The following is a 22,088-nucleotide window of genomic DNA, read 5'->3' on the forward strand; positions in this document are numbered from 1 at the left end:
AAAATCCAACTCAGCAGGTAGATATCGTTGCTGAGGAGGAGTCATGAGGGACGCCGTCATCGTCGACGCGGTACGGACACCGATCGGCAAGGGCAAGCCGGGCGGGGCGCTGTCCGGGATCCATCCCGTCGACCTGCACGCCCACGCGATCCGGTCGCTGATCGAGCGCACGGGCATCGACCCGGCGCTGGTCGACGACGTGATCAGCGGCGCGGTGGGCCAGATCGGGGAGCAGAGCGGCAACACGGCCCGCTGGGCGGCGCTGGCGGCGGGGCTGCCGGAGTCGGTGCCGGCGGTGACCGTGGACCGCCAGTGCGGCAGCAGCCAGCAGGCCATCCACTTCGCGGCCCAGGGCGTGATCGCCGGCGCGTACGACGTGGTGATCGCCTCCGGCATCGAGTCCATGAGCCACATCCCGATCGGCAGCCAGGCCGCCGGCCAGGACTTCCTCGGCCCGGGCGTCGCCGCCCGCTACCCGGAAGGCCTGGTGCCGCAGGGCATCAGCGCCGAGCTGATCGCCAAGCGTTGGGACCTGTCCCGCGAGCAGCTGGACGCCTTCGCCGCCGAGAGCCACCGCCGGGCCGCCGCCGCGTGGTCCGAGGGCCGGTTCGCGGCCGAGGTCAGCCCGATCAAGGTGGACGCCGCCGAGGTCACCTTCGACGAGACCATCCGTCCGAGCACCACTCCCGAGGTCCTGGCCGGGCTGCGGCCCGCCTTCAAGTCCGACTTCTGGCAGCAGCGCTTCCCCGAGCTGGACTGGCGGGTCACCGCCGGCAACTCCAGCCCCATCAACGACGGCTCCGCCGCCGTCCTCATCACCAGCAGCGAGACCGCCGCCCGCCTCGGCCTGCGCCCCCGGGCCCGGCTGCACTCCTTCGCCGTCGTCGGCGACGACCCGCTCCACATGCTCACCGGCGTCATCCCGGCCACCCGCAAGGTCCTCGACCGGGCCGGCCTCACCCTGGCCGACATCGACGCCTTCGAGGTCAACGAGGCCTTCGCCAGCGTTGTGCTGGCCTGGCAGGCCGAGACCGGCGCCGACCTGGGCAAGGTCAACGTCAACGGCGGCGCCACCGCCATCGGCCACCCCCTCGGCGCCAGCGGCGCCCGCCTGATGACCACCCTGCTCGGCGTCCTGGAGCAGACCGGCGGCCGCTACGGCCTGCAGACCATGTGCGAGGCCGGCGGCCTGGCCAACGCCACCATCATCGAACGCCTCTGAACCGTCGCGATCTGGCGGGCAAGCGGCCGTCGAACGGTGTTCTGAGGTACCATTGGTTGGGGTATTTCAGCAGCTCAGGGCCGGGAGGTGAGCGATGGCCGACGTGCATGACGTAGCGGCAGCCGTGATCGCGAGGACCGGCCCCGAGTCGCCGATGAAGTTGCAGAAACTGCTCTACTACGCGCAGGCGTGGCATCTCGCCGAACACGGTGAGCCGCTGTTCGATGCCGAGATCGAGGCGTGGCGCATGGGGCCTGTCGTGCGATCGGTCTGGGATCGGCACCGACACCAGAACCGAGTGGAAGCATGGGATGAGGGCGACGCGACTGCGCTGACTCCGCGCGAGAGTCAACTGGTGGCGTCGGTTGTGGCTCGGTACGGCGGATTCAACCGCGACGACCTCAGCGCTATGACCCACGACGAGGAGCCGTGGCAGCGTGCGCGCGCTGGCCTGCCCGACTCAGAGCCGAGTAGCGCTCCGCTGTCGCGGGCGGTGATGGCTGCGTACTTCCGCCGACAGGTGACGGATCCTCTTACTGCCGCAGCCGAGGCCCTGGCTTCCGTCCACATCGAGGGACTTCAGGTCTCGGCTGACGCGGTCACGGCGGCCGAGCGGGTGCGCAATGGTGAGCTGTCGACGGATCAAGCTGTGGCGCAACGGATTGAGGCTCTGCGCGGCCGGTGACGTTCGACGACCCCTACCTCGATCAGGCAGCTGGTGTCCTGAGGAACCGGCTCGACATCACCGACGCCGGCAGGCTGTGCCAGGCTGAGGCGGACATGAGCTACCTGCGTGACCAGGAGCTCAAGCAGCGTCCGCTGCCTGGTCGCTACGACTTGGCGCATCTCGCGGCGTTCCACCGCAGGATATTTGGCGACGTGTACGACTGGGCCGGCGAGCTCAGACGGGTCGATGTCGCTCGGACGGCGCCGTTCGCGCACTGGCGGCACATCGAGTCCTACGGCGGCGAGGTACTCACCAAGCTAGCCGACGAGAAGTTGCTCGCGGGTCTGGACCGCGACGTGTTCCTCGACCGGTTCACGCACTACTTCAGCGAGGTCAATGCCCTGCACCCGTTTCGGGAGGGCAACGGTCGGACGCAGCGAGCCTTCTTCCGACAGTTCGGCCTCCAGGCCGGTTGGCGCGTGGACTTCGCGCTTGTCGACCGGGAGGAGTACCTCGACGCTTGCCGGGAGAGCATGACGGGCCCGACCGGTCCACTGCGGTCGGTGTTCGCCCAAGCCCTGGTCGGGCCCGCCTGCTAGCTCTCAGACCCCCATCGGGTGCCAGACGGTCTTGCTCTCCAGGACCGCGCGCATGCGGCTGACGTCGGGTTCGCGGGCCCAGTCGGGCTCGCCGCGGCCGCCGCGGACGAGGCGTTTGACGGTGCCGGCGGCGGCGCGTTCGAGGTCGGCCCTGATGGCCTCGGGGGCGCCGGTGAGGTCGAGGGCGTTGACGTCGGCGTGGGCGGCCAGCCATGGGGCGATCTCGGCGGTGCGGCCGGTGAGCACGTTGACGACGCCGCCGGGCACGTCGGAGGTGGCGAGCACCTCGGACAGGGTGATGGCCGGCAGCGGACGGTCCTGGCTGGCCACGACGACGCAGGTGTTGCCGGCGGCGATGATCGGGGCGACCACGCTGACCAGACCGAGCAGCGACGAGGCCTGCGGCGCGAGCACGGCGACGACGCCGGTGGGCTCGGGCACGGTGAAGGAGAAGTACGGCCCGGCAACGGGATTGGCGGCGCCGAAGACGCTGGCGATCTTGTCGGTCCAGCCGGCGTACCAGACCCAGCGGTCGATGGCGGCGTCCACAATGGACTCACCGCGCTTGGTGCCCTCGCTGGCGGCGACCTCGGCGACGAACTGCTCGCGCCGGCCCTCCAACAGCTCGGCGACCCGGTACAGCACCTGCCCCCGGTTGTAGGCGGTGGCGCCGGACCAGCCGGGGAACGCCTTGCGGGCGGCGCCGACGGCGTCACGGGCGTCCTTGCGCGAACCCTGCGCGGCGTTGGCCAGGAAGCCGCCGCGCGAGTCGTTCACGGGATAGGACCGGCCGGACTCGGAGCGCGGGAACGCGCCGCCGATGTAGAGCTTGTACGTCTTGGCGACGGAAATGCGGTCAGACATCGAGGTACGCCTCCAGCCCGGCGCGGCCGCCCTCGCGGCCGAAGCCCGACTCCTGGTAGCCGCCGAACGGCGCGGTCGGGTCGAAACGGTTGAACGTGTTGGCCCACACCACGCCGGCCCGCATCCGCTGCGCGGCCCACAGGATCCGGGAACCCTTCTCGGTCCAGATGCCGGCCGACAGCCCGTACGGGGTGTTGTTGGCCTTGGCCACGGCCTCGTCGGGAGTGCGGAAGGTGAGCACCGACAGCACCGGCCCGAAGATCTCCTCGCGGGCGATGCGCATGGACTGCTGCACGTCGGAGAACACCGTGGGGGCGAAGAAGAAACCCTTGTCCGGCACGGGAACCGGGCTGGTCCAGCGCTGCGCGCCCTCGGCGTCGCCGGCGGCCACCAGCTCCTGGATCTTCTCCAGCTGGGCGCGGGAGTTGATCGCGCCGACGTCGGTGTTCTTGTCCAGCGAGTCACCGACGCGCAGGGTCGAGACCCGGTGGCGCAGCTTGTCCAGCAGCTCGTCGGCGATCGACTCCTGCACGAGCAGGCGGGAGCCGGCGCAGCAGACGTGGCCCTGGTTGAAGAAGATGCCGTTGACGATGCCCTCGACGGCCTGGTCCAGCGGCGCGTCGTCGAAGACGATGTTGGCCGCCTTGCCGCCGAGCTCCATGGTCATCTTCTTGCCGGAGCCGGCCAGCGCGCGCTGGATCAGCTTGCCGACCTCGGTCGACCCGGTGAACGCCACCTTGTCGACGCCGGCGTGGTTGACCAGCTCCGAGCCCACGTCGCCGGCGCCGGGCAGGATGTTGACCACGCCCGGCGGCAGCTCGGCCTGCTGGCAGATCTCGGCCAGCACCAGCGCGGTCAGCGGGGTCGTCTCAGCCGGCTTGAGCACCACGGTGTTGCCGCAGGCCAGGGCGGGCGCGATCTTCCAGGCGGCCATCATCAGCGGGAAGTTCCACGGGATGACCTGCCCGGCCACGCCCAGCGGCCGCGGATCAGGCCCGTAGCCGGCGTAACCGAGCTTGTCGGCCCAGCCCGCGTGGTAGAAGAAGTGCGCGGCGGCCGTCGGCACGTCGACGTCGCGCGACTCCTTGATTGGCTTGCCGTTGTCCAGGCTCTCCAGCACGGCCAGCTCGCGCGAGCGCTCCTGGATCAGCCGGGCGATGCGGAAGATGTACTTGGCCCGCTCGGCGCCGGGCATCTTGCTCCACACCCGGTCGTAGGCGCGGCGCGCGGCCTTGACCGCGGTGTCCACATCCGACGGCGAGGCCGTGCTGACCTCGGCCAGCACCTCCTCGGTGGCCGGGTTGACGGTCTTGAGCGGATCGCCCGAGCCCTCGACGAACTTGCCGTCGACGAACATGCGGTAGGCCGGCTTCAGGTTCGCGATGTCGCGCGACTCCGGCGCGGGTGCGTACTCCCAATTGCTCATTCGTCAGTCCACCGTCACGTAGTCGGGGCCGCTGTAGTGGCCCTCAAGCTGGGTGCGTCGCTGCATCAACAGGTCGTTGAGCAGGCTGGACGCGCCGAATCGGAACAGCGTCGGCGTCAGCCACTCCTCGCCGGCCACCTCGTGTACCGCGACCAGGTAGCGGATCGCGTCCTTGGTGGTGCGGATGCCGCCCGCGGGCTTCACGCCGCGCAGCTCGCCGGTGCGGTCCCGCCAGTCGCGCACCGCCTGCAGCATCACGTGCGTCACGGGCAGCGTGGCGGCGGGGGAGACCTTGCCGGTGGAGGTCTTGATGAAGTCGCCGCCGGCCAGCAGCGCCAGCCAGGAGGCCCGGCGCACGTTGTCGTACGTCGAGAGCTCGCCGGTCTCCAGGATCACCTTGAGGTGCGCGCCGCCGCAGGCCGCCTTGATCGCCACGATCTCGTCATACACCTGGCCGTAGCGGCCGGACAGGAAGGCGCCCCGGTCGATCACCATGTCGATCTCGGTGGCGCCGGCCTCGACGGCCATCGCGGTGTCGGCCAGCTTGACCGCGCGGTTGGAGCGCCCGGACGGGAAGGCCGTGGCCACGCTGGCCACGCCCACCCCGCTGTCGCCCACGCCGGCCACGGCCGTGGCGACCATGTCCGGGTAGACGCAGACGGCGCCGACGTGCGGCACGTCCGCGTACTCGGGGTCGGGCCTGCGGGCCTTGGCGGCCAGGGTGCGGACCTTGCCAGGCGTGTCGGCGCCCTCCAGCGTGGTCAGGTCGACCATGGAGATCGCGGTGTCGATGGCCCACATCTTGGAGGCCTTCTTGATGCTCCGCGTGCCGAGGGTGGCCGCGCGCTGTTCGACGCCGACCTGGTCCACCCCGGGCAGTCCGTGCAGGAAGCGCCGCAGGGACGCGTCGTCGCGCGTGACCTCCGACAGTTCTGTCTGAGAAGGGGCTGACATGGGATCGAGTCTAAGTGGCCATTGCGTGCGTATGTCCTCATAGACGTGAGGAGGGCGCCGTGACATTGACCCCGGACGAGGTGCACGCAGTCGTTTTCAACCCGCCGCCGCCCGGCCGCCGGGCCTACCACTCGGGCGAGGTGGACGACTTCGTCGACCGCATCGAGGCGACGATGCGCGGCGAGGACACCCTCACCGGCCAGGAGGTGAACAAGGTCAAGTTCCACAAGCCGCCGGCCGGCGAGGAGGGCTATTTCGACTACGAGGTCGACCAGTTCCTGGCCCTGGCCGCCGAGTCGCTCGGCTGCGGCTACGACGTGGTCGACGTCGACGCCTTCCTGGACCGGGTGGTCAACGCCCTGCACGGCACCGAGCGGCTCACCGTCGAGGAGGTCCGGGGCGTGCAGTTCCGGCGGGCCACCGGCGGGGCCGACGGCTACAACGAGGACGGTGTCGACGCCTTCCTGCTGATCATCGCCCGGGTGCTGGAGCGCCTGGGCGGCCGGCCGCGCGCGCTGACCGCCGACGACATCGTCGCCGTCGGCTTCCACACCGCCGAGAAGGGCACCCGGGGCTACAACGAGGACGAGGTCGACAGCTTCCTCGACCGGGTGGAGGCGACCCTGCGCGGCCGTGGCCGCCTCACCGCCGCCCAGGTCCGCGAGGTGACCTTCGGCGAGGCCCTCATCGAGGGCGAGGGCTACGACCAGGAGGAGGTCGACGCCTTCATCGACATGATCGAGGTCCAACTGGCCGCCGCCCACTACCGCCCCGCCATGTGACCCCCGCGAGTCACGCTCTCCGGCACACCGAAACACGGTTTCCGGCACACCGCGAGTCCCGCTCTCGGGCAACCATGAAACCGGTTGGGGACACGTGGGTTCGGCTACGGGACCCAGTTCGCCGTGATGGTGCAGCGGGCCTCCGAGGCGGTGCCGCCCGTGACCGTGAAGCCGAACTGGATGGTCACGTCGCTCGGCGGCTCAGCGCCGTTGCGGAGGTTGGCCAGCGCGGCCTGGAGTGTCGGTCGGACCTTCTCCACCGCCTCGCGCAGCGCGCCGCCGGCCTCGGTTACGAGGTTGCCGGAGCGGTCGAGCGCCCCGTCCACCTCGACCAGCACGTTGTCGCCGTCGTCCAGCGTCAAAGCCACCACGTTCACCATGACGACTCCTGGAGTTGACCCGATGTTCGCCACAGGTTAGATCCGGGATCGCCGGCCAGGCGGGTGAAAACGCCTGGTGTCCCGCCATTGAGGGACAGGCGTGCCGAAACCGTGATTCGGTGGGTCCGAGAGCGTGACTCACGGAAGTCGACACAGGGTTGCCCGAGAGCGGGATTCGCGGTTTTCAGCGGTCCAGTTGGCGGGGGTTGGGTTTGCGGGGGCGGCGTTTGACGGAGACTTCGGCCATCAGGGCCAGGCCGGTGATGCGCAGGACGGGGGAGCCGGGGACGCCGGGGCCGTCGGCGGCGCGCTTGAACTCGCCCATGAAGCCGATGCCGTCGATGCGCACGGTCAGGTCCGGCGGCACGATGATCCGGATCGCGCCCATGATCGCCGTGGCGGTGATGGTGCACTCGGCGGCCTCGAAGCCGGCGTCCCGCAGGTCCAGCTTCACCTCGCCCATGAACGCCGAGGCGGTGTAGTGCGCCGGCACGACCCAGTCGCCACTGCGCACGGTCTGGCTCATGATCGCCATGGACGCCGTCGACGTGGCCGAGCCGCCGACCATCGGCGACAACTGCCCGCCCACGGCCGGCACCAGCGGCATGGGCACGGGCGCGTCCGGCAGGTCACGGGTGAACGGCACCAGCTCACCGAAGGTCTTGGCCTTGTACAGCCCGGCCAGCCGCTCGTCCAGCTCGCTCACGGTCAGCCGACCGTCGGCCATCGCCTTGTGCAGCACCTGCGCCACCCGCTCACGGTCGGCGTCCGAGGCCCGCATGGACATGGGGTCAGGCTGCTCGCTCACGTCGAAAGCCTAGAGCCCCGGCCTACCCCCGCGCAGGCCCATTGGGCGGCCGGCGCGGCACCGGCCGCCGTGACCGGCGCAGGGTGCACGCCCAACATCGGCACGGCACCCCGACGCAGCCCGAATCCGCCATGCCGCACCGCCTCCCGAGACCGCTCCCGACGACGTGAACATCGCCGGGAACCGCGGGAACGCTACGTGAACAGGCCCTGTCCCCAGAACTGTCCCGGCGTGACCCCGGGCGGGCACGCGAACAGCCCGCTGCCGATGTGCTGGATGTACTCGTTGAGCGCGTCGGCGGCCAATGCCTTCTGCACGGTGACGAACTGCTTGGGGTCCTTCATGAAGGCGATGAAGAACAGGCCCCCCAACAGGTTTCCGGTGGAGTCGGTGCCGTCGGTGAACGAGTAACCCCGGCGCAGCAGGTGGATGCCGCCGTTGTGCTCCGGCGAGGCGAGCCGGATGTGGGCGTCGTCGGGGATGTCGGTGCTGCCGAGGTTGGGCGTGTCGAACTCCTCGGCGCCGCCCAGCGGGGCGCCGCTGGTCTTGTAGCGCCCGAACACCTTCTGCTGGTCGCCCAGGTAGTCACGGTCCCAGGTCTCGATGTACATCCGGATCCGCCGGGCCACCAGGTAGCTGCCGCCGCGCAGCCACTCCTGGTCGGTTTCCTGGCCCACCCACACGTTCTGGTCGATCAGGTCGGTCTGCTCCGAGCGCAGGTTGCGGGTGCCGTCCTTGAAGCCCATGAGGTTGCGCGGCGTGGCCTGCGCGCTGGAGGTCGACGCCGTGCGGCCGAATCCGAGCTGCATCCATCGCAGCACAACGGTTCCCGCCCCGAGCCGGGCCAGGTTGCGCACCGCGTGGAAGGTCACCTGCGGGTCGTCGGCGCAGGCCTGGATGCACAGATCACCGTTGGTGTAGGCGGGATCCAGGTCTTCCGGCACGAGTTTCGGCAGCGGTGTCAACGCCTTCGGCCTCTTGGCCGCCAGTCCGAACCGGTCGTCGAACAGCGACGTGCCGAAGCCGATCGTCACAGTCAGGTTGCCGGGCTTGAGACCGTCGGCCTCGCCGGTGTCGGCCGGCGGCGCCTGGAGATCGGCCGCGCCGCCCGGCACCAGGTGGCCCTTGGTCATCGCCTCGGCCGCGGCGGTCCACGTCTTCAGCACGCGGACCAGCTCGTCACGGTCCTTGGTGATCACGTCGAACGCCGCGAACGTGAGCCGATCCTGTTGCGGCGTGGTGATTCCGGCCTGGTGCTCGGCGTTGAACGGCACCACCTGGGTGGCGTTGGCCGCGCTGACCGACGTCGCCATGGCGTCGGCCGCGACGAGACCGCCGATGCCGACCGCGCCCAACCCGGAGAGCAACCGGCGGCGGGACAGACTCGGCGTCACTGCGCGACCTTCCCGGCCACCTGCGACATCGCCTCACCCAACGCGTTCACGGCCTGGGACAACACCTTCTGCTGGTCCTTGGTCACCGTCGAGTAGTCGACGTAGCCGGTGTTGAGGTAGCCGGGGCTCTGCTCGTACGGCTTGAGTGCCGCCGACACCGCAGCGGCCCGGTCCTGCACCGTCTTGGCCACGTCGGGCGCATTGCGCTGCAACGCCGGAAGCAGCACGCTGAAGGCCTCCATGGAGCCGTCCAGGTTGCCCTTGAAGTCCACCAGGTCGATGTGCGAGTAGCGCTCCTCCTCGCCGGTGACCTTGGACTTCTGGATCTCGTCGACCAGCTCGGTGGCGCCGTTGGCGATCTCGGCCGGCTGGTAGCCCGCCTTGGCCACCAGCTGCTGCAGCTTGGTCACGTTGGCGACGAGCTCGTCGGCCATCGGGCCCATGCCGTCGAGCTTCTTGGCCTCGAAGACGGCCTGCTCGATCTTGTGGAAGCCCTTGAAGTCGGCGGGGTTGTCGAAGTCGTCGGCGCGGCCGTCGATGTTCTTGTCGAGGTCGCCCCAGATCTCCGCGACCGGCTCGACCTTCTCGTAGAACACGCGGGCCGGGCCGTAGGTCACACCGGCCTTGGCGATGTCGCCGGCCTTGACCGCGTCGGCGAACGTCTGCGTGCTGGTGACCAGCTGGTTGACCTGGTCGAGGACCCACTTGCCGTAGTCGGTGGTCGCCGTGACCAGGGCCGGGTTGTCCTTCCACGACTTGCTGGCCTGGCCGGTCACGTGGAAGTCCCACTTCTCCTGCTTGGCCCCGGGGCAGTAGATCTGGTAGTCGCCCTTGGCCAGCTCCAGGGAGAAGCCGCCGTCGAGGCCGGGCGTGAGGTTCTCCTGCTCGCCGAGCATCTGCGTGCCGGACATCAGCTCGGCCTCGGTGACGGCGCCCGCGTCCTTGTTGGACACCTTGAAGTTCACCGTGCCGCTGGAGATCGACGAGGGCGTCGGCTGGCAGCCGTCGGCCGTGATCGCCACCGTGACGTCGCCACCTTCGCCTGCGGGCGCGTTGTTCTGCGGGGCGCTTCCGCTGGTGCTGCTGCCCCCACAGGCGGTGAGGGCCAGGGTCGCCGCCGCCGCGATCGCGGTCAGGCCGATGGTGCTTCTCACGGGTTGCTCGCTCCAATCAGCTTCTTCTTCGCGGCCGTCCTCGGCCACAACACGTACGCGAGCATCGGGACGGCGTAGACCAGCCAGCCCGTCAGCTCGATCACCGTCGGGTAGGGCTGCACGCCCAGCACGCCGCTGAACAGCGAGTACAGCGGGGTTCCCTGCACCACCAGCCACGACAGGTTCAGCGCCCGCTCCTGGCCGAACGTGAGCCAGTGCGCCTCGAACGCCGTGTGCAGCGTGGACATCACCAGGCCGGCGGCGACGATCACCAGGACGATGCCGGTGATGCGGAAGAACCGGCTCAGGTTGAGCCGCACGCCGCCCTTGTAGATGCCGTACCCGATGGCCGCGGCGACCAGGATGCCCAGCAGCGCGCCGAGGAACGACAGCGTGGCGTTGCCGCTGGCCTGGGTCAGCGCCAGCAGGAACACCGCCGTCTCGAAGCCTTCGCGCAGCACCGCCAGGAACGCCATGACGACCAGCGCCATGGTGGAGCCCTGGGCCAGCGCGCTGGCGGCGGCGCCCTCGAGTTCCTTCTTCAGGCCGCGGGAGTGCTTGGCCATCCACAGCACCATGTACGTGACCATGACCACGGCCAGCGCGCCGACCACGGTCTCCAGGCCTTCCTGGCCCTGCTGCGGCAGCTCCTGGGAGACGATCCGGAGGGTGACGCCGATGACGACGCACAGCGCCACCGCGATGCCGACGCCGATCCAGACCTGCCGCAGCGTGTCCTTGCGGCCCTGTTGGGCCAGGAACGCGGCGATGATCCCGACGATCAGCGAGGCCTCCAGGCCTTCGCGCAGTCCGATCACGAACGTGGGCAGCATCAGGTCTCCCAATAGGCGTGCCTAACCTGTAGGTAAGGCGAGGCTATCTAAAACAGCCCGTGGCGCACTGTCAACCAGATGGGGGACCTGTCACGCGAAAGCCGGACATCCGGCGGCTAACGTGACCACCCATGGACGTCCTCGTCGTCGATCACCCGCTGGCCAGGGCCCGCCTGACCACCATGCGGGACGCGCGCACCGACAGCGCCGCGTTCCGGGCCGCCCTGCACGAGCTGACTGTGATGCTCGTCTACGAGGCGACCCGGGAGGCCCCCGTGGCCACCGAGCGGATCCACACGCCCGTCGCCCGCACCGACGGCTACCGGCTGAGCAACCCGCCCCTGCTCGTGCCGGTGCTGCGGGCCGGCCTGGGCATGGCCGACCAGGCGCACAAGCTCATTCCCGACGCCCAGATGGGCTTCGTCGGGCTGGCCCGGGACGAGCAGACCCTGCAGCCGACGCCGTACATGGAGTCGCTGCCCGAGTCGCTGGCCGGCCGGCCCGTGCTGGTGCTCGACCCGATGCTGGCCACCGGCGGGTCCATGGTCCACACGATCAATCTGCTCACCGAGCGTGGCGCCACCGACGTCACCGCCGTGTGCGCCCTGGCCGCGCCCGAGGGCATCCGTCGGCTGGAGGAGTCCGGCCTGCCGGTGCGGGTTGTCACGGCGAGCATCGACGAGCGGCTCAACGAGTCCGGCTTCATCGTGCCGGGTCTCGGCGACGCCGGCGACCGTCAGTACGGGGCGGTCTGAGAAAAGCTTTACATCTAACGTTTGCCAGTTTTCCGGCTGCGTCTTTCGAGTGTCCGCACTGGTCTAGACCTTGACGAAAGGTGGTCTGGACCACATTATTCGAGGGGCGAGGCCCGGGGAGGTCACGTGGCGGCCACTTCCCCGGGCCTCGTTTCGTGTCCGCGGACCCGGCGCCAGCCGTCGACGTGCGCCCGGACCGCCCGCTCGAAGGCCGGGTCCATCAGCTCCCGCGGCGGCAGATTCCCTTGCAGCTCCAGTGATGACAGCCCGTGCACGATGCCCCAGGCGGCCATCGCGATGAGGTCCGGGTTCTCGTCGACGAAAACGCCTCGGTCGACGCCCCGCAGCACGGTGTCGCGCAGCACGCGAAAGGCCGAGCCCGACACCTCGGCCAGCAGCACGTCCTGGTTGATGTGCGCCCGCGCGGCGTCGGTGAACAGCAGCGCATAGAGGTGGGGCTGGGCCAGCGCGTACCGGCGATAGGCCAGGCCGAGCTGGATCAGGTCCTCGGCCGGATCGTCGGAGACCGGCGTCTCCCGCAGCTCCCGCGAGAAGCCCTCGAACGCCTCCAGGTAGACGGTTCTGATCAGGCCGGGCTTGCCGCCGAACAGCGAGTACACCGCCGTCGTCGACGTGTTCACGTCGGCCGCCAGCTTGCGCAGGCTCAGCGCGTCCACCCCGTCCAGGGAGATCAGTTCCGCCGCGCAGGTCAGCAGTCGGCCGCGCAGGGCCTCGTCGTGGGTCTTCGGTCGTGGCACTTGACGAGTGTATCCGAAACGGTGTTTTATAACGGCGTCACAAATCGCGGGGAGGGGTCAGAGATGGTTTTCGACGGACGATGGACGGGACGGCTGCCGGCCGAGGGCGGTGCGGTCTTCCTGATCGGCATGCGGGTCAACAAGCCGTGGCGGGTGGACAAGTGGCTGCCGGTGGCCTCGGCCATGCCGCGCATGCTCGTGCACCTCGGCAAGCACCCCGAGCTGGGCTTTCTCGGCGGGCACTCGTGGTTCGGGCGCACCACGATCCTCATGTCGTACTGGCGCAGCGCCGAGGACCTCATCAACTTCGCCGCGGCCAAGGAGGCGCCGCACCTGGAGGCGTGGAAGGCCTACAACCGGGCCGTCGGCGCGGACGGCACCGTCGGCGTCTGGCACGAGACCTACGTCGTGAAGCCGGGGCAGGCCGAGGTCGTCTACGCCAACATGCCGGCCTTCGGCCTCGGCGCGGCCTTCACGCACGAGCAGATCACCAAGGACAGCAACAGCTCGCGCAAGCGCCTGGCGACCGCTGGACCCGCCTGATACCAGATTGGTACCGTGGCCGCGTGGCGATGACTCTGCGGTTGAGCGAAGAGGAGAACCGCCAGCTCGACGCGCTGGCGGCGGCCGAGGGGCGCTCCAAGCAGGAGATCATGCGGCTCGCGCTGGCCGAGCGCTGGGCCCGGCTGCAGAAGGAAGAGCAGCTGGGCGAGGTGCTCGGCCGGGTCCTGCCCCGGTACCAGGGCCTGCTCGAACGGCTCGGTTCCGCCTGAGTTGACCGAGTACCTCGACGCCGGCGACCTTCTGGTGCTGGCCACCGCCGTCACCGGCGGCGACCTGGTGGTCCGCGATCTCGGGCTGCTCGACTCCGCCGCCTACCGTCCCCGCGCCACCGTGCTCGGCGTGGAGGCCTACAACACCCTGTGGCTCAAGGCCGCCGCCGTCCTGCATTCCGTGGTCCGCACCCGGCCGCTGGCCGAGGGCAACTGGCGTCTGGGCTGGGTCGCAGCCGTCGCCCTGTGCGACATCAACGGCTGGTGGATCGACGCCGACGAGGACGAGGCCCTCGGCGTCGTCCGCGCCGTCGCCCACGGCCGCCTCGACGTCACGGACCTGGCTACTCGGTTCGAGAACTGGTCCCTGCCGAAAACCTGATCGCCGCTCGCTCGATCTCCGCCCGCCGCTCCTGCCAGAACGCCGCATCCCGCCGCGGGGCCGCCGTCACGCCGTCGAGCTGCTCGCGCAGGATGTCCGCGTGCCCGGCGTGCCGGCTCGTCTCGGTGAGCATGTGGACCAGGACGTTGAACAGCATCACGTCCGGCCGCGGCCACCACGGCACGTGCCCGGCGGCGTCCACGGCCAGGGCGTCGATCGTCGCGTCCGAATGCGCGCACACGCGCCGGTAGCGGTCGACGATCTCCCCACGGGTCTCGTGCTCGGTGGCCCACAGGTCCTTGCCGCGCTCCGCGAGGTCGTCCCACCTCGGCATGGGGTCCGGGCACGGCCGGCCGAACACCTCGCCGAAGTACCGGGCCTCCGACAGCGTCAGATGCTTGACCAGGCCGAGCAGGTTGGTCCCGGTCACGGTCAGTGGCCGCCGGATGTCGTATTCGCCCAGTCCGTCCAGCTTGCCGAGGAGCTCGGCCCGGACCTCGCGCAGGTCGCCGTGCAGATACTCCTTCGCGAATTCGTCGATCATGGATCCGAGCCTGCCACAATCGGACCAGCAAACGTTTGCGGCACCCGGTCGGGCCTTTGCGCTTGACCTGGAGCGCACTCCAGCTTCTACGGTCGGTGTCGTGACTTACTCGATCGCCCAGGCAGCGGAACGAAGCGGGTTGTCCATCGACACCCTCCGCTACTACGAACGAATCGGGCTGGTCGATCCGCCGGCCCGGGACTCCGGGGGACGTCGCTCGTACTCGGACGAGGACCTCAGCTGGCTGGAGTTCCTCACCAAGCTGCGCACCACCGGCATGCCGATCCGGATGATGCGGGAGTACGCCCAGCTCCGGCACAAGGGGCTGGCCACCGCCGGCCGTCGCAAGCAGCTGCTGCACGACCACCGGACCGACGTTCGGCAGCGCATCGCCGAACTGCAGGCGTGCCTGGCCATCCTCGACTACAAGATCACCAACTACGCCGAGGTCGAGGCCAAGCTGGCCGGCCAGACCCTGGTCCAGGAGGTGTCGGCGTGAGGCGGCTCGGCCAGCTGGAGGTCGGCCCGCAGGGCCTGGGCTGCATGGGCATGAGCCAGTCCTACGGCCAGGGCGACGAGGCCGAGTCGGTGGCCACCATCCACCGGGCCGTCGAGCTGGGCGTGACCCTGTTCGACACGGCCGACCAGTACGGCCTCGGCGCGAACGAGGAGCTGGTGGGACGGGCCCTCAAGGGACGCCGTGACCAGGTGGCGATCGCGACGAAGTTCGGGTTCGTGCCCGGTGACGGCGGCGGGCCCGCGGTCCGCGGCGACCGTGCCTACGTGCACGAGGCGGTGGACCGCTCGCTGGCCCGGCTCGGCGTGGACCACATCGACCTCTACTACCAGCACCGCGTGGACGAGAACGTGCCGATCGAGGAGACGATCGGGGCGATGGCCGAGCTGGTGCAGGCCGGCAAGGTCCGATTCCTGGGGATGTCGGAGGCCGGCGCGGAGACGATCCGCCGGGCCCACGCCGTGCACCCGATCACGGCGCTGCAGAGCGAATGGTCGCTGTGGACCAGGGACATCGAGGCGGAGGTCCGGCCGACCTGCCGCGAGCTGGGCATCGGCATCGTGCCGTTCTCCCCGCTCGGCCGGGGTTTCCTGACCGGCAACGTGACCTCGGTCGAGACCCTGGCCGCGGACGACATGCGCCGCAGCCTGCCGCGGTTCGAGGGCGAGAACTTCGACCGCAACCTCGCGATCGTGCAGCGGCTCAACACCCTGGCCGCCGAGCGTGGGGTGACGGCCGGCCAGCTGGCCCTGGCCTGGGTCCAGCACCAGGGCGACGACGTGGTGCCGATCCCGGGCACCAAGCGCCGCAAGTACCTCGAAGAGAACGTCGCCGCCGCCGAGCTGGAGCTCACGGCCGACGACCTGGCGGCCATCGCCGGCACCGTGGACGCGGTCGCCGGCGAGCGGTACCGGCCCGAAATGCAGAAGCTCGTAGGACGCTGAGAAGGAGACAGATGGAATCGCGCAAGCTCGGCGACCTTGAGGTGTCCGCTCAGGGCCTCGGTTGCATGGGGATGAGCGAGTTCTACGGACAGGGCGACGACACCGAGTCGATCGCGACCGTCCACCGCGCGATCGACCTCGGCGTCACCCTGTTCGACACCGCCGACATGTACGGCATAGGCGCCAACGAGGAGCTGGTCGGGCGGGCCCTCAAGGACCGTCGCGACCAGGTCGTGCTGGCCACCAAGTTCGGTTTCGTCCGCGACCCCGACGACCCGAGCGTGCGGGGTGTCCGCGGCGACGCGGCCTACGTGCGTGCGGCCGTCGACAAGTCGCTGGCCCGGCTCGGCCTGGACCACATCGACCTCTACTACCAGCACCGCGTCGACCCGAGCGTGCCGATCGAGGAGACCGTCGGGGCGATGGCCGAGCTGGTGCGGGCCGGCAAGGTCCGCCACCTGGGCCTGTCCGAGGCCGGCCCGCAGACGATCCGCCGCGCCGTCGCCGTGCACCCGATCGCCGCGGTGCAGACGGAGTGGTCGCTGTGGTCGCGGGACATCGAGGACGAGATCGTCCCGACCTGCCGTGAGCTGGGCGTCGGCGTCGTCGCCTACTCGCCGCTGGGCCGCGGCTTCCTCACCGGCCGCTTCACCTCCACCGACTCGTTCGGCGAGGGCGACTTCCGGGCCACCGCGCAGCCGCGGTTCAGCGAGGAGAACCTGGCCAAGAACCAGGCCATCGTCGAGGCGCTGAAGGCCGTCGCCGCCGAGCGCGGCGTCACTCCCGGCCAGCTCGCCCTGGCCTGGGTGCAGCACCGGGGCCAGGACGTCGTGCCGATCCCCGGCACGAAGCGGATCAAGTACCTGGAGGAGAACGTCGCCGCGGCCGGTCTGGAGCTGTCCGCCGACGACCTCGCCGCCATCGAGGCCGCGGTTCCGCTCGACGCGGTCGCCGGCGCGCGCTACCCCGAGGCGGGCATGCGCTCCCTCAGCAAGTAGCTCCACAAAGCCGCCGGCCGTCGGGGGGTCGGCGGCTTTGTCATGCCATCAGACCGGCGGCCACGGTCGCGCCGAGCTCCCAGCACGCCTGGAGGTCGTCCTTGGACGGCGTCGCGGTGACCAGCACGTGCTCGGCGACGCGGTTCCAGCCGAGGCCCTTGGTGATGCCCTCCACGCTGCGCACAGCCCCGGACATGTCGCTGTTGCCGTGCACGTACAGGCCGTAGGGGCGGCCCTGCGTCGCGTCCAGGCACGGGTAGTAGACGAGGTCGAAAAACACCTTCAGCGCGCCGGACATATAGCCCAAAGAGGCGGGCGTGCCCAGGATCAGGCCGTCTGCTTCGAGGACGTCGACGGCGGTGGCGGCCAGCGCCGGTTTGCGGACGACCTCGACGCCCTCGATCTCCGGGGTTGTGGCTCCGGCCACAGTTGACTCGAACATCGCCTGCAGGTTCGGCGACGGAGTGTGGTGCACGATCAGCAGTCGGGGCACCGGTAGGACGATGCCGAGCGGCCGCCGGGAGCGCAACCGGTCGACGGTGCGTAGTCGCCGAACCGGGCGAAAACCGGGCTGCCAGCACGATTCCGGCGGAGCGTGTCCGATCGGGTGACGCAGTGTGGCGCACGGATGTGCCGGCGGGTCAAGGAAAAACGGTGCGGGAAACAGGCAACCGCACCGCCACCCCGGCCGTCTCACAAAGAGGAAACGCTGGTATAGATGGAAGAACTGTGGACGTCACAACTACTCTCCTGTCCGGCAGCCGGCGCAAGCGTGTCATCTACGCGGGCTGGCTCGCCGTAGGCATCGGCCTGATCGGTGCACCCCTGGTGGTCCTGTCGCTGTGGCCCGGCATCGACCACACCCCCTACTCGGCCAACACGGTCCTGCTCGCCTTCGGACTGTGCCTGAGCACCATCGCCTACGCGTTCGGCCGCGCGGCCGTCGCGGGCATGACGGAAGACCGGCCCCGACCGGTGTCGGGACCGGGCAACCTGCCCTACCTGCTGGCCGGCGGATTCCTGGCGATCGCGGTGGTCTCACTGGTCATCGCGGCCGCCTGAGCCGCCTACTCGAACAGCGCATTATTCGAACAGGGCAGCCACCTCGCCGCGCAGCGCGGCCAGCCGGGCCACGGCCCGCTCCCGCGCGGTGGCCAGCCGGTCCTTGTCCGGTACCGGTTCCACGCTCTCCAGGTACGCCTTGAGCTTCGGCTCAGTGCCGGAGGGCCGGATCAACACCCGCACCCCCTCGCCGCGCAGCGCCAGCACGTCGGCTCGCGGCCGGAGATCCTCGGCAGTCACCGAAACGCCCGCCAGCGCCGTCGGCGGATCGGTGCGCAGCTTGGCCATCAGCTCGCCGATGCGGCTCAGATCGGTCACCCGCAGCGAAACCTGGTCGGTCAGGTGCCAGCCATGGGCGACGGCCAGGTCGTCCAGCACGTCCAGCAGCGAGCGGCCCTCGGCCTTCAGCCCGGCGGCCAGGTCGCAGGCCAGCACCGCGGCCGAGATGCCGTCCTTGTCCCGCACGTGGTCCGGGTCGACGCAGTGCCCGAGCGCCTCCTCGTACGCGTAGACGAGACCGGTTCCGGCGCCGTCCCCGGCCCGCACGAGCCACTTGAAGCCGGTCAGCGTCTCGTCGTAGCGGGCGCCGTGCGCGGCCGCGACCTTGGACAGCAGCGAGGACGACACGATGGTGGTCGCCACCAAGGCGTCGGTGGAGTCCATTGTGGACAGAACGTGCTCGCCGAGCAGCACGCCCGTCTCGTCGCCGCGCAGCATGCGCCACGAGCCGTCGCGGTCGCGGACGCCCAGCGCGCACCGGTCGGCGTCCGGGTCCAGGGCGATCGCCAGGTCGGCGTCGACCTCGGCGGCCAGGGCCAGCAGCAGGTCCGTCGCGCCCGGCTCCTCCGGGTTCGGGAACGAGACCGTCGGGAAGTCGGCGTCCGGATCCTGCTGCTGCGTGACGAAGTGCACATCGGTGAAGCCGGCGGCGGTCAGCACCTCGGCCAGCGTGACGGCCCCGACACCGTGCATCGGCGTCGCGGCCACCCGCAGCTCTCGAACGCCGCCGACCGGCAGGCTCGCCGCCCGCGTCACGTACTGGCCGACCTCGGCCTCCGTGACGGTGGTCCAGGTCTCGGCCCTCGGCACCGACACGGCGGCCGGCACCTGGGCGATCGCGGCCTCGATCTGGCGGTCGGTCGGCGGCACGATCTGGGCGCCATGCTCGATGTACAGCTTGTAGCCGTTGTCCGCGGGCGGGTTGTGCGACGCCGTGATCTGCACGCCGGCGACCGCGTTCAGCTGCCGCACCAGGAACGCCGTCACCGGCGTCGGCAGCGGCCGGTCCAGGACCCGCACGTCGAACCCGGCGGCCGCCAGCACGCCCGCGACGGCCCGGTGGAACTGCTCCGATCCATGCCGCGCATCCCGGCCGACGACCACCACGCCGCCGCCATGACCGTTGCGGCGCAACCAGTCCGCCAGGCCCGCGGTCGTCCGCACCACCACGGCCTCGTTCATGCCGTTCGCGCCGGCCCGCACCGGGCCACGCAGCCCGGCCGTGCCGAAGGTCAGCGGCCCGGACATCCGATCGGCCAGCTCGTCGATCGCCCCCTGGTCACCGGCCATCGCCTTGGCCACGACGCCCTGGAGCTCGGCCCGTGTGGCCTGGTCGGGGTCGTCGGCGATCCACCGGAACGCGGCGTCACGAGCAGACGGCGCCAGGCTCACGCCTTCGCCACCAGGTCACGCAGCAGGGTGCCCATGTCGGTGGCGGCCAGGCGGCCGGCCTCCAGGACCTCTTCGTGGTTGAGCGGCTCGCCCGTGATGCCGGCGGCCAGGTTCGTCACGAGCGACAGGCCGAACACCTCGGCGCCGGCCGCGCGGGCGGCGATCGCCTCCAGCGCCGTCGACATGCCGACCAGGTCCGCGCCCATCGTGCGCAGCATCCGGATCTCGGCCGGCGTCTCGAAGTGCGGGCCGGGCAGCGCCGCGTACACGCCGTCCTCAAGATCGGGGCGGATCGTCCGGGCCACGTCACGCAGCCGGGCCGAGTAGAGGTCGGTCAGGTCCACGAAACGGGCCCCGACCAGCGGCGAGCGGGCCGTCAGGTTCAGGTGGTCGCTGATCAGCACCGGCTGGCCGACGGTCATGCCCTGCCGCAGGCCGCCGGCCGCGTTGGTCAGGATCACGGTGCGGACGCCGGCCGCGGTGGCGGTGCGCACGTTGTGCACCACCGGGTCGATGCCGAAGCCCTCGTACAGGTGGGTCCGGCCGAGCATCACCAGGACGCGGTTGTCGCCCAGCTTCAGCGAACGGATCGTGCCGCCGTGCCCGACCGCGGTCGGCGCGCGGAATCCCGGCAACTCCGACATCGGCACCTCGTGCTCGGCCGCGCCGATCACGTCGGCCGCCGGCCGCCAGCCGGAGCCGAGGACGACGGCGACGTCGTGCTGGTCGACGCCGGTGCGCTCGACGAGCGCCGCCGCGGCGGCCGTCGCCAGCGCGTCGGGGGAAATGGAGTCTTCGCTGATACCGGTCACACCGGCGAGCCTAAAACACCCTCAGCCGGTGACCTCGAACTGCGGGTAGATCTGGTTGAACAGGTTGCGGGCCGAGGCGTCGGCGTTGCTGTTGCCGCCGGTCGTGCCCTTCACCGCCACCACCCACAGGTCGTTGCCCTTCACCAGCGCCGCCGCGACCGTCTGCGGCAGCAGCGAGCCGCCGGTGTCCTGCTTGTAGTCGAGCAGCTGGCCGTTGGTGAAGCCGGGCACCGACGCCGGCTGCACCGGCGACACGTTGACGTTGGGCAGCGCCCGGACCGCGTCCAGGTAGGCGTCCGGCTTGGGGAAGTTGGTGAAGTGCTGCACGGACAGCTCCTGAGTGCCGTCCTTGCTGAGGAAGAACACCTGGGCCCGTGCCGGCAGCGAGTCGGTGGCCGGCCGGTTCTGGGTGAACTGCTGCCAGTCGTTGGGCACGTCCACCGCGAAGTCGCTGGCGCCGTCGCCGACCTTCACGATCGCCTTCGCGCGGATCCGGGTCGTCGGCACCTTGGCCACGGTGGCCGAGGTGGGCATCGAGCTCGGCGTGCTGCCGAACGCCACCGTCGTCGGCAGCAGCACCTGGCCGCCGAGGTAGCGGGTGAGGACGAACCCGCCGGCCATGGACACCACCACGATCGCCGCCGCGACCAGCGCCAGCACCGCCGTGGCGACCTTGCCGCGCCGCCGCCGCTGCTTCGTGGCCGGTGTTGTCGGGACCGCGGGCGCCGCCGGGTTGGTCACCATGAACGGCAGCGGGCCCGGGTCGCTGGCCAGCGGCGTGTCGGTCGGCGGGGGCGGGGCCTTCGGCGGCGCGAACTGCTGGGACAGCGAACGGCGCTTCGGCGGCGGCGCCACCGGCGGGGTGTCCGCGTGCGGCACCGGGAACAGCACCGTGCCCGGCTCCGGCAGCAGCGGGCGCAGCCGCCGGCGCATCTCGGCCAGCGTCATGCGGGAATCCGGGTCCTTCACCATCAGGCCCGTGATCACCGGCTCCAGCGGGCCGGCCGAGGTCGGCGTCGGCACGTCGCCGTGCACCACCTCGGTCACCGTGGCCAGCGGGTCGTCGTCCGCGTCGTACGGCGGCACGCCCTCCACCACCGCGAACAGCGTCGCCCCCAGGCTCCACAGGTCCGCCGCCGGCGTCACCTCCTGGCCCGAGGCCACCTCCGGCGCGATGTAGGCCGGCGAGCCCAGCATGATGCCCGTGCTGGTCATCGTGTTCTCGGCGACGTTGCGGGCGATGCCGAAGTCCGTCAGCTTGATCTGGCCGCTGTCCCCGACCAGCACGTTGCCCGGCTTCACGTCACGGTGCGTGATGCCGGCCCGGTGCGCCGCCTCCAGTCCCGCCGCCACCGCGTCGGCCACCGCCGCCGTCTGCTGCGTGTTCAGCGGGCCCTGCTGGCGCACCACCTCCGCCAGGCTGCGCGAGGGCACCAGCTCCATCACCACGAACGGCTCGCCGTCATGGCGGGCGATGTCGTGCAGCGTCACCACGTTGGGGTGCGACAGCACCGCGATCGCCCGCGCCTCCCGCAGCGTCCGCTCCCGCAGCGCGTCCGCCTCTCCCGCCGGGATGCCCGGCGGGAGCAGCACCTCCTTGACCGCCACCTTGCGTTGGAGGAACTCGTCATAGGCCGCCCACACCGTGCCCATCGACCCGTTGCCCAGCACGTGTTCGAGCCGGTACCGGCCGGCGATCACGCGGGACCGGGCGGGCGGTGGAGTTTCCGGCGTGGACATGCGGCCATTCTCCACGAGTCGCGTCCGCCCGGTTTTCGCAGACCCCCGG

The 22,088-nt window shown here is 70.5% G+C and carries 26 protein-coding genes; 12 read left to right on the forward strand and 14 right to left on the reverse strand.

Annotated elements, in window-relative coordinates; translation table 11 throughout:
* Positions 1 to 43 precede the first annotated feature (43 nt).
* From KUTG_RS31100 to KUTG_RS31110, 3 genes are all read left to right on the forward strand, one after another.
* Positions 44 to 1,222, forward strand: a complete 1,179-nt coding sequence (locus KUTG_RS31100) for a thiolase family protein (protein ID WP_043721800.1) — start codon at positions 44 to 46, stop codon at positions 1,220 to 1,222.
* Positions 1,223 to 1,316: 94 nt separating this feature from the next.
* A complete protein-coding gene (locus KUTG_RS31105; protein WP_043721802.1) occupies positions 1,317 to 1,907 on the forward strand; it encodes a type II toxin-antitoxin system antitoxin SocA domain-containing protein in 591 nt (196 codons plus the stop codon).
* Complete coding sequence (locus tag KUTG_RS31110; RefSeq protein ID WP_043721804.1) at positions 1,904 to 2,488, forward strand: Fic/DOC family protein; 585 nt, start codon at positions 1,904 to 1,906, stop codon at positions 2,486 to 2,488. Before KUTG_RS31105 ends, KUTG_RS31110 begins: the two co-directional genes overlap by 4 nt.
* 3 nt (positions 2,489 to 2,491) lie before the next feature.
* Here the strand turns inward: KUTG_RS31110 and KUTG_RS31115 are convergent, their stop codons facing one another.
* Genes KUTG_RS31115 through deoC form a run of 3 tightly spaced genes read right to left on the reverse strand, consistent with a single transcriptional unit; the run spans position 2,492 to position 5,732 of the window.
* Entirely contained in the window at positions 2,492 to 3,352 is an 861-nt protein-coding gene (locus tag KUTG_RS31115; protein ID WP_043721806.1) for an aldehyde dehydrogenase family protein, read from the reverse strand.
* Positions 3,345 to 4,778, reverse strand: a complete 1,434-nt coding sequence (locus tag KUTG_RS31120) for an aldehyde dehydrogenase family protein (RefSeq protein WP_043721807.1) — start codon at positions 4,776 to 4,778, stop codon at positions 3,345 to 3,347. The genes KUTG_RS31115 and KUTG_RS31120 overlap by 8 nt, the downstream gene beginning before the upstream one ends.
* A gap of 3 nt (positions 4,779 to 4,781) precedes the next feature.
* Positions 4,782 to 5,732 (reverse strand): deoxyribose-phosphate aldolase, encoded by a 951-nt coding sequence (deoC, locus tag KUTG_RS31125; protein WP_043721810.1) that lies wholly within the window; start codon positions 5,730 to 5,732, stop codon positions 4,782 to 4,784.
* A 59-nt stretch (positions 5,733 to 5,791) separates the two neighbouring features.
* On the opposite strand from deoC, the gene KUTG_RS56815 reads away from it, so the two are divergent.
* Positions 5,792 to 6,514, forward strand: coding sequence for a DivIVA domain-containing protein (locus KUTG_RS56815; RefSeq protein WP_052395606.1), 723 nt, complete (start codon positions 5,792 to 5,794; stop codon positions 6,512 to 6,514).
* A gap of 104 nt (positions 6,515 to 6,618) precedes the next feature.
* Here KUTG_RS56815 and KUTG_RS31135 read toward each other — a convergent pair whose 3' ends face one another.
* The 5 genes from KUTG_RS31135 to efeU form a co-directional block, all read right to left on the reverse strand.
* Positions 6,619 to 6,894 carry a CU044_2847 family protein gene (locus KUTG_RS31135; protein WP_043721813.1) on the reverse strand — a complete coding sequence of 92 codons (276 nt, stop codon included), beginning with the start codon at positions 6,892 to 6,894 and terminating at the stop codon, positions 6,619 to 6,621.
* A 184-nt stretch (positions 6,895 to 7,078) separates the two neighbouring features.
* The gene (locus tag KUTG_RS31140; RefSeq protein WP_043721814.1) at positions 7,079 to 7,702 is read right to left on the reverse strand and encodes a DUF1707 SHOCT-like domain-containing protein; all 624 of its coding nucleotides are present in this window, start codon (positions 7,700 to 7,702) and stop codon (positions 7,079 to 7,081) included.
* A 194-nt stretch (positions 7,703 to 7,896) separates the two neighbouring features.
* Positions 7,897 to 9,096, reverse strand: coding sequence for an iron uptake transporter deferrochelatase/peroxidase subunit (gene efeB / locus KUTG_RS31145; protein WP_052395607.1), 1,200 nt, complete (start codon positions 9,094 to 9,096; stop codon positions 7,897 to 7,899).
* Positions 9,093 to 10,250, reverse strand: coding sequence for an iron uptake system protein EfeO (efeO, locus tag KUTG_RS31150; RefSeq protein WP_063753585.1), 1,158 nt, complete (start codon positions 10,248 to 10,250; stop codon positions 9,093 to 9,095). Before efeO ends, efeB begins: the two co-directional genes overlap by 4 nt.
* On the reverse strand, positions 10,247 to 11,083 hold the full coding sequence (gene efeU / locus KUTG_RS31155; RefSeq protein WP_052395608.1) for an iron uptake transporter permease EfeU: 837 nt from the start codon (positions 11,081 to 11,083) through the stop codon (positions 10,247 to 10,249). The genes efeO and efeU overlap by 4 nt, the downstream gene beginning before the upstream one ends.
* Positions 11,084 to 11,214: 131 nt before the next feature.
* On the opposite strand from efeU, the gene upp reads away from it, so the two are divergent.
* The gene (upp, locus tag KUTG_RS31160; protein WP_043721817.1) at positions 11,215 to 11,838 is read left to right on the forward strand and encodes a uracil phosphoribosyltransferase; all 624 of its coding nucleotides are present in this window, start codon (positions 11,215 to 11,217) and stop codon (positions 11,836 to 11,838) included.
* Between the two features lie 122 nt (positions 11,839 to 11,960).
* Here upp and KUTG_RS31165 read toward each other — a convergent pair whose 3' ends face one another.
* On the reverse strand, positions 11,961 to 12,596 hold the full coding sequence (locus tag KUTG_RS31165) for a TetR/AcrR family transcriptional regulator (protein ID WP_052395609.1): 636 nt from the start codon (positions 12,594 to 12,596) through the stop codon (positions 11,961 to 11,963).
* A 63-nt stretch (positions 12,597 to 12,659) separates the two neighbouring features.
* On the opposite strand from KUTG_RS31165, the gene KUTG_RS31170 reads away from it, so the two are divergent.
* From KUTG_RS31170 to KUTG_RS31180, 3 genes are read left to right on the forward strand one after another with little or no spacing between them, the layout of a single operon-like run.
* On the forward strand, positions 12,660 to 13,139 hold the full coding sequence (locus KUTG_RS31170; protein ID WP_043721820.1) for a DUF4188 domain-containing protein: 480 nt from the start codon (positions 12,660 to 12,662) through the stop codon (positions 13,137 to 13,139).
* 29 nt (positions 13,140 to 13,168) lie between these two features.
* Positions 13,169 to 13,369: a ribbon-helix-helix domain-containing protein gene (locus KUTG_RS31175; RefSeq protein WP_232241498.1), complete on the forward strand. Its 201-nt coding sequence runs from the start codon at positions 13,169 to 13,171 to the stop codon at positions 13,367 to 13,369.
* Between the two features lies 1 nt (position 13,370).
* Entirely contained in the window at positions 13,371 to 13,751 is a 381-nt protein-coding gene (locus tag KUTG_RS31180) for a type II toxin-antitoxin system death-on-curing family toxin (RefSeq protein WP_043721825.1), read from the forward strand.
* On the opposite strand, the gene KUTG_RS31185 is transcribed toward KUTG_RS31180, so the two are convergent.
* Positions 13,714 to 14,295 (reverse strand): DinB family protein, encoded by a 582-nt coding sequence (locus KUTG_RS31185; protein WP_043721827.1) that lies wholly within the window; start codon positions 14,293 to 14,295, stop codon positions 13,714 to 13,716. The genes KUTG_RS31180 and KUTG_RS31185 overlap by 38 nt on opposite strands.
* Before the next feature lie 100 nt (positions 14,296 to 14,395).
* On the opposite strand from KUTG_RS31185, the gene KUTG_RS31190 reads away from it, so the two are divergent.
* Genes KUTG_RS31190 through KUTG_RS31200 form a run of 3 tightly spaced genes read left to right on the forward strand, consistent with a single transcriptional unit; the run spans position 14,396 to position 16,754 of the window.
* Entirely contained in the window at positions 14,396 to 14,794 is a 399-nt protein-coding gene (locus KUTG_RS31190; protein WP_043721829.1) for a MerR family transcriptional regulator, read from the forward strand.
* Positions 14,795 to 14,838: 44 nt separating this feature from the next.
* Positions 14,839 to 15,756: an aldo/keto reductase gene (locus tag KUTG_RS31195; RefSeq protein WP_052396716.1), complete on the forward strand. Its 918-nt coding sequence runs from the start codon at positions 14,839 to 14,841 to the stop codon at positions 15,754 to 15,756.
* Between the two features lie 11 nt (positions 15,757 to 15,767).
* Entirely contained in the window at positions 15,768 to 16,754 is a 987-nt protein-coding gene (locus tag KUTG_RS31200; RefSeq protein ID WP_043721835.1) for an aldo/keto reductase, read from the forward strand.
* Positions 16,755 to 16,794: 40 nt separating this feature from the next.
* On the opposite strand, the gene KUTG_RS31205 is transcribed toward KUTG_RS31200, so the two are convergent.
* The gene (locus tag KUTG_RS31205) at positions 16,795 to 17,247 is read right to left on the reverse strand and encodes a flavodoxin family protein (protein ID WP_043731241.1); all 453 of its coding nucleotides are present in this window, start codon (positions 17,245 to 17,247) and stop codon (positions 16,795 to 16,797) included.
* Between the two features lie 236 nt (positions 17,248 to 17,483).
* On the opposite strand from KUTG_RS31205, the gene KUTG_RS31210 reads away from it, so the two are divergent.
* Positions 17,484 to 17,816: a hypothetical protein gene (locus KUTG_RS31210; protein ID WP_043721837.1), complete on the forward strand. Its 333-nt coding sequence runs from the start codon at positions 17,484 to 17,486 to the stop codon at positions 17,814 to 17,816.
* 21 nt (positions 17,817 to 17,837) lie between these two features.
* On the opposite strand, the gene KUTG_RS31215 is transcribed toward KUTG_RS31210, so the two are convergent.
* From KUTG_RS31215 to KUTG_RS31225, 3 genes are read right to left on the reverse strand one after another with little or no spacing between them, the layout of a single operon-like run.
* Positions 17,838 to 19,487, reverse strand: a complete 1,650-nt coding sequence (locus tag KUTG_RS31215) for a phospho-sugar mutase (RefSeq protein ID WP_043721839.1) — start codon at positions 19,485 to 19,487, stop codon at positions 17,838 to 17,840.
* Positions 19,484 to 20,299: a purine-nucleoside phosphorylase gene (locus KUTG_RS31220; RefSeq protein WP_198047369.1), complete on the reverse strand. Its 816-nt coding sequence runs from the start codon at positions 20,297 to 20,299 to the stop codon at positions 19,484 to 19,486. Before KUTG_RS31220 ends, KUTG_RS31215 begins: the two co-directional genes overlap by 4 nt.
* A 21-nt stretch (positions 20,300 to 20,320) precedes the next feature.
* Positions 20,321 to 22,039: a serine/threonine-protein kinase gene (locus tag KUTG_RS31225; RefSeq protein WP_198047370.1), complete on the reverse strand. Its 1,719-nt coding sequence runs from the start codon at positions 22,037 to 22,039 to the stop codon at positions 20,321 to 20,323.
* Positions 22,040 to 22,088 lie beyond the last annotated feature (49 nt).

The sequence above is a fragment of the Kutzneria sp. 744 genome (genome assembly GCF_000568255.1).
Lineage (GTDB): Bacteria > Actinomycetota > Actinomycetes > Mycobacteriales > Pseudonocardiaceae > Kutzneria.

Bases quoted from the DNA above. Each gene is read 5' to 3' on its own strand.
- KUTG_RS31170 (WP_043721820.1), top strand. From the start codon at position 12,660: ATGGTTTTCGACGGACGATGGACGGGACGGCTGCCGGCCGAGGGCGGT.
- KUTG_RS31185 (WP_043721827.1), bottom strand. From the start codon at position 14,295: ATGATCGACGAATTCGCGAAGGAGTATCTGCACGGCGACCTGCGCGAG.
- KUTG_RS31225 (WP_198047370.1), bottom strand. From the start codon at position 22,039: ATGTCCACGCCGGAAACTCCACCGCCCGCCCGGTCCCGCGTGATCGCC.
- deoC (WP_043721810.1), bottom strand. From the start codon at position 5,732: ATGTCAGCCCCTTCTCAGACAGAACTGTCGGAGGTCACGCGCGACGAC.
- KUTG_RS31175 (WP_232241498.1), top strand. From the start codon at position 13,169: ATGACTCTGCGGTTGAGCGAAGAGGAGAACCGCCAGCTCGACGCGCTG.
- KUTG_RS31120 (WP_043721807.1), bottom strand. From the start codon at position 4,778: ATGAGCAATTGGGAGTACGCACCCGCGCCGGAGTCGCGCGACATCGCG.
- upp (WP_043721817.1), top strand. From the start codon at position 11,215: ATGGACGTCCTCGTCGTCGATCACCCGCTGGCCAGGGCCCGCCTGACC.
- KUTG_RS31200 (WP_043721835.1), top strand. From the start codon at position 15,768: ATGGAATCGCGCAAGCTCGGCGACCTTGAGGTGTCCGCTCAGGGCCTC.
- efeU (WP_052395608.1), bottom strand. From the start codon at position 11,083: ATGCTGCCCACGTTCGTGATCGGACTGCGCGAAGGCCTGGAGGCCTCG.
- KUTG_RS31100 (WP_043721800.1), top strand. From the start codon at position 44: ATGAGGGACGCCGTCATCGTCGACGCGGTACGGACACCGATCGGCAAG.
- KUTG_RS31115 (WP_043721806.1), bottom strand. From the start codon at position 3,352: ATGTCTGACCGCATTTCCGTCGCCAAGACGTACAAGCTCTACATCGGC.
- KUTG_RS31105 (WP_043721802.1), top strand. From the start codon at position 1,317: ATGGCCGACGTGCATGACGTAGCGGCAGCCGTGATCGCGAGGACCGGC.
- KUTG_RS31195 (WP_052396716.1), top strand. From the start codon at position 14,839: ATGGGCATGAGCCAGTCCTACGGCCAGGGCGACGAGGCCGAGTCGGTG.
- KUTG_RS31135 (WP_043721813.1), bottom strand. From the start codon at position 6,894: ATGGTGAACGTGGTGGCTTTGACGCTGGACGACGGCGACAACGTGCTG.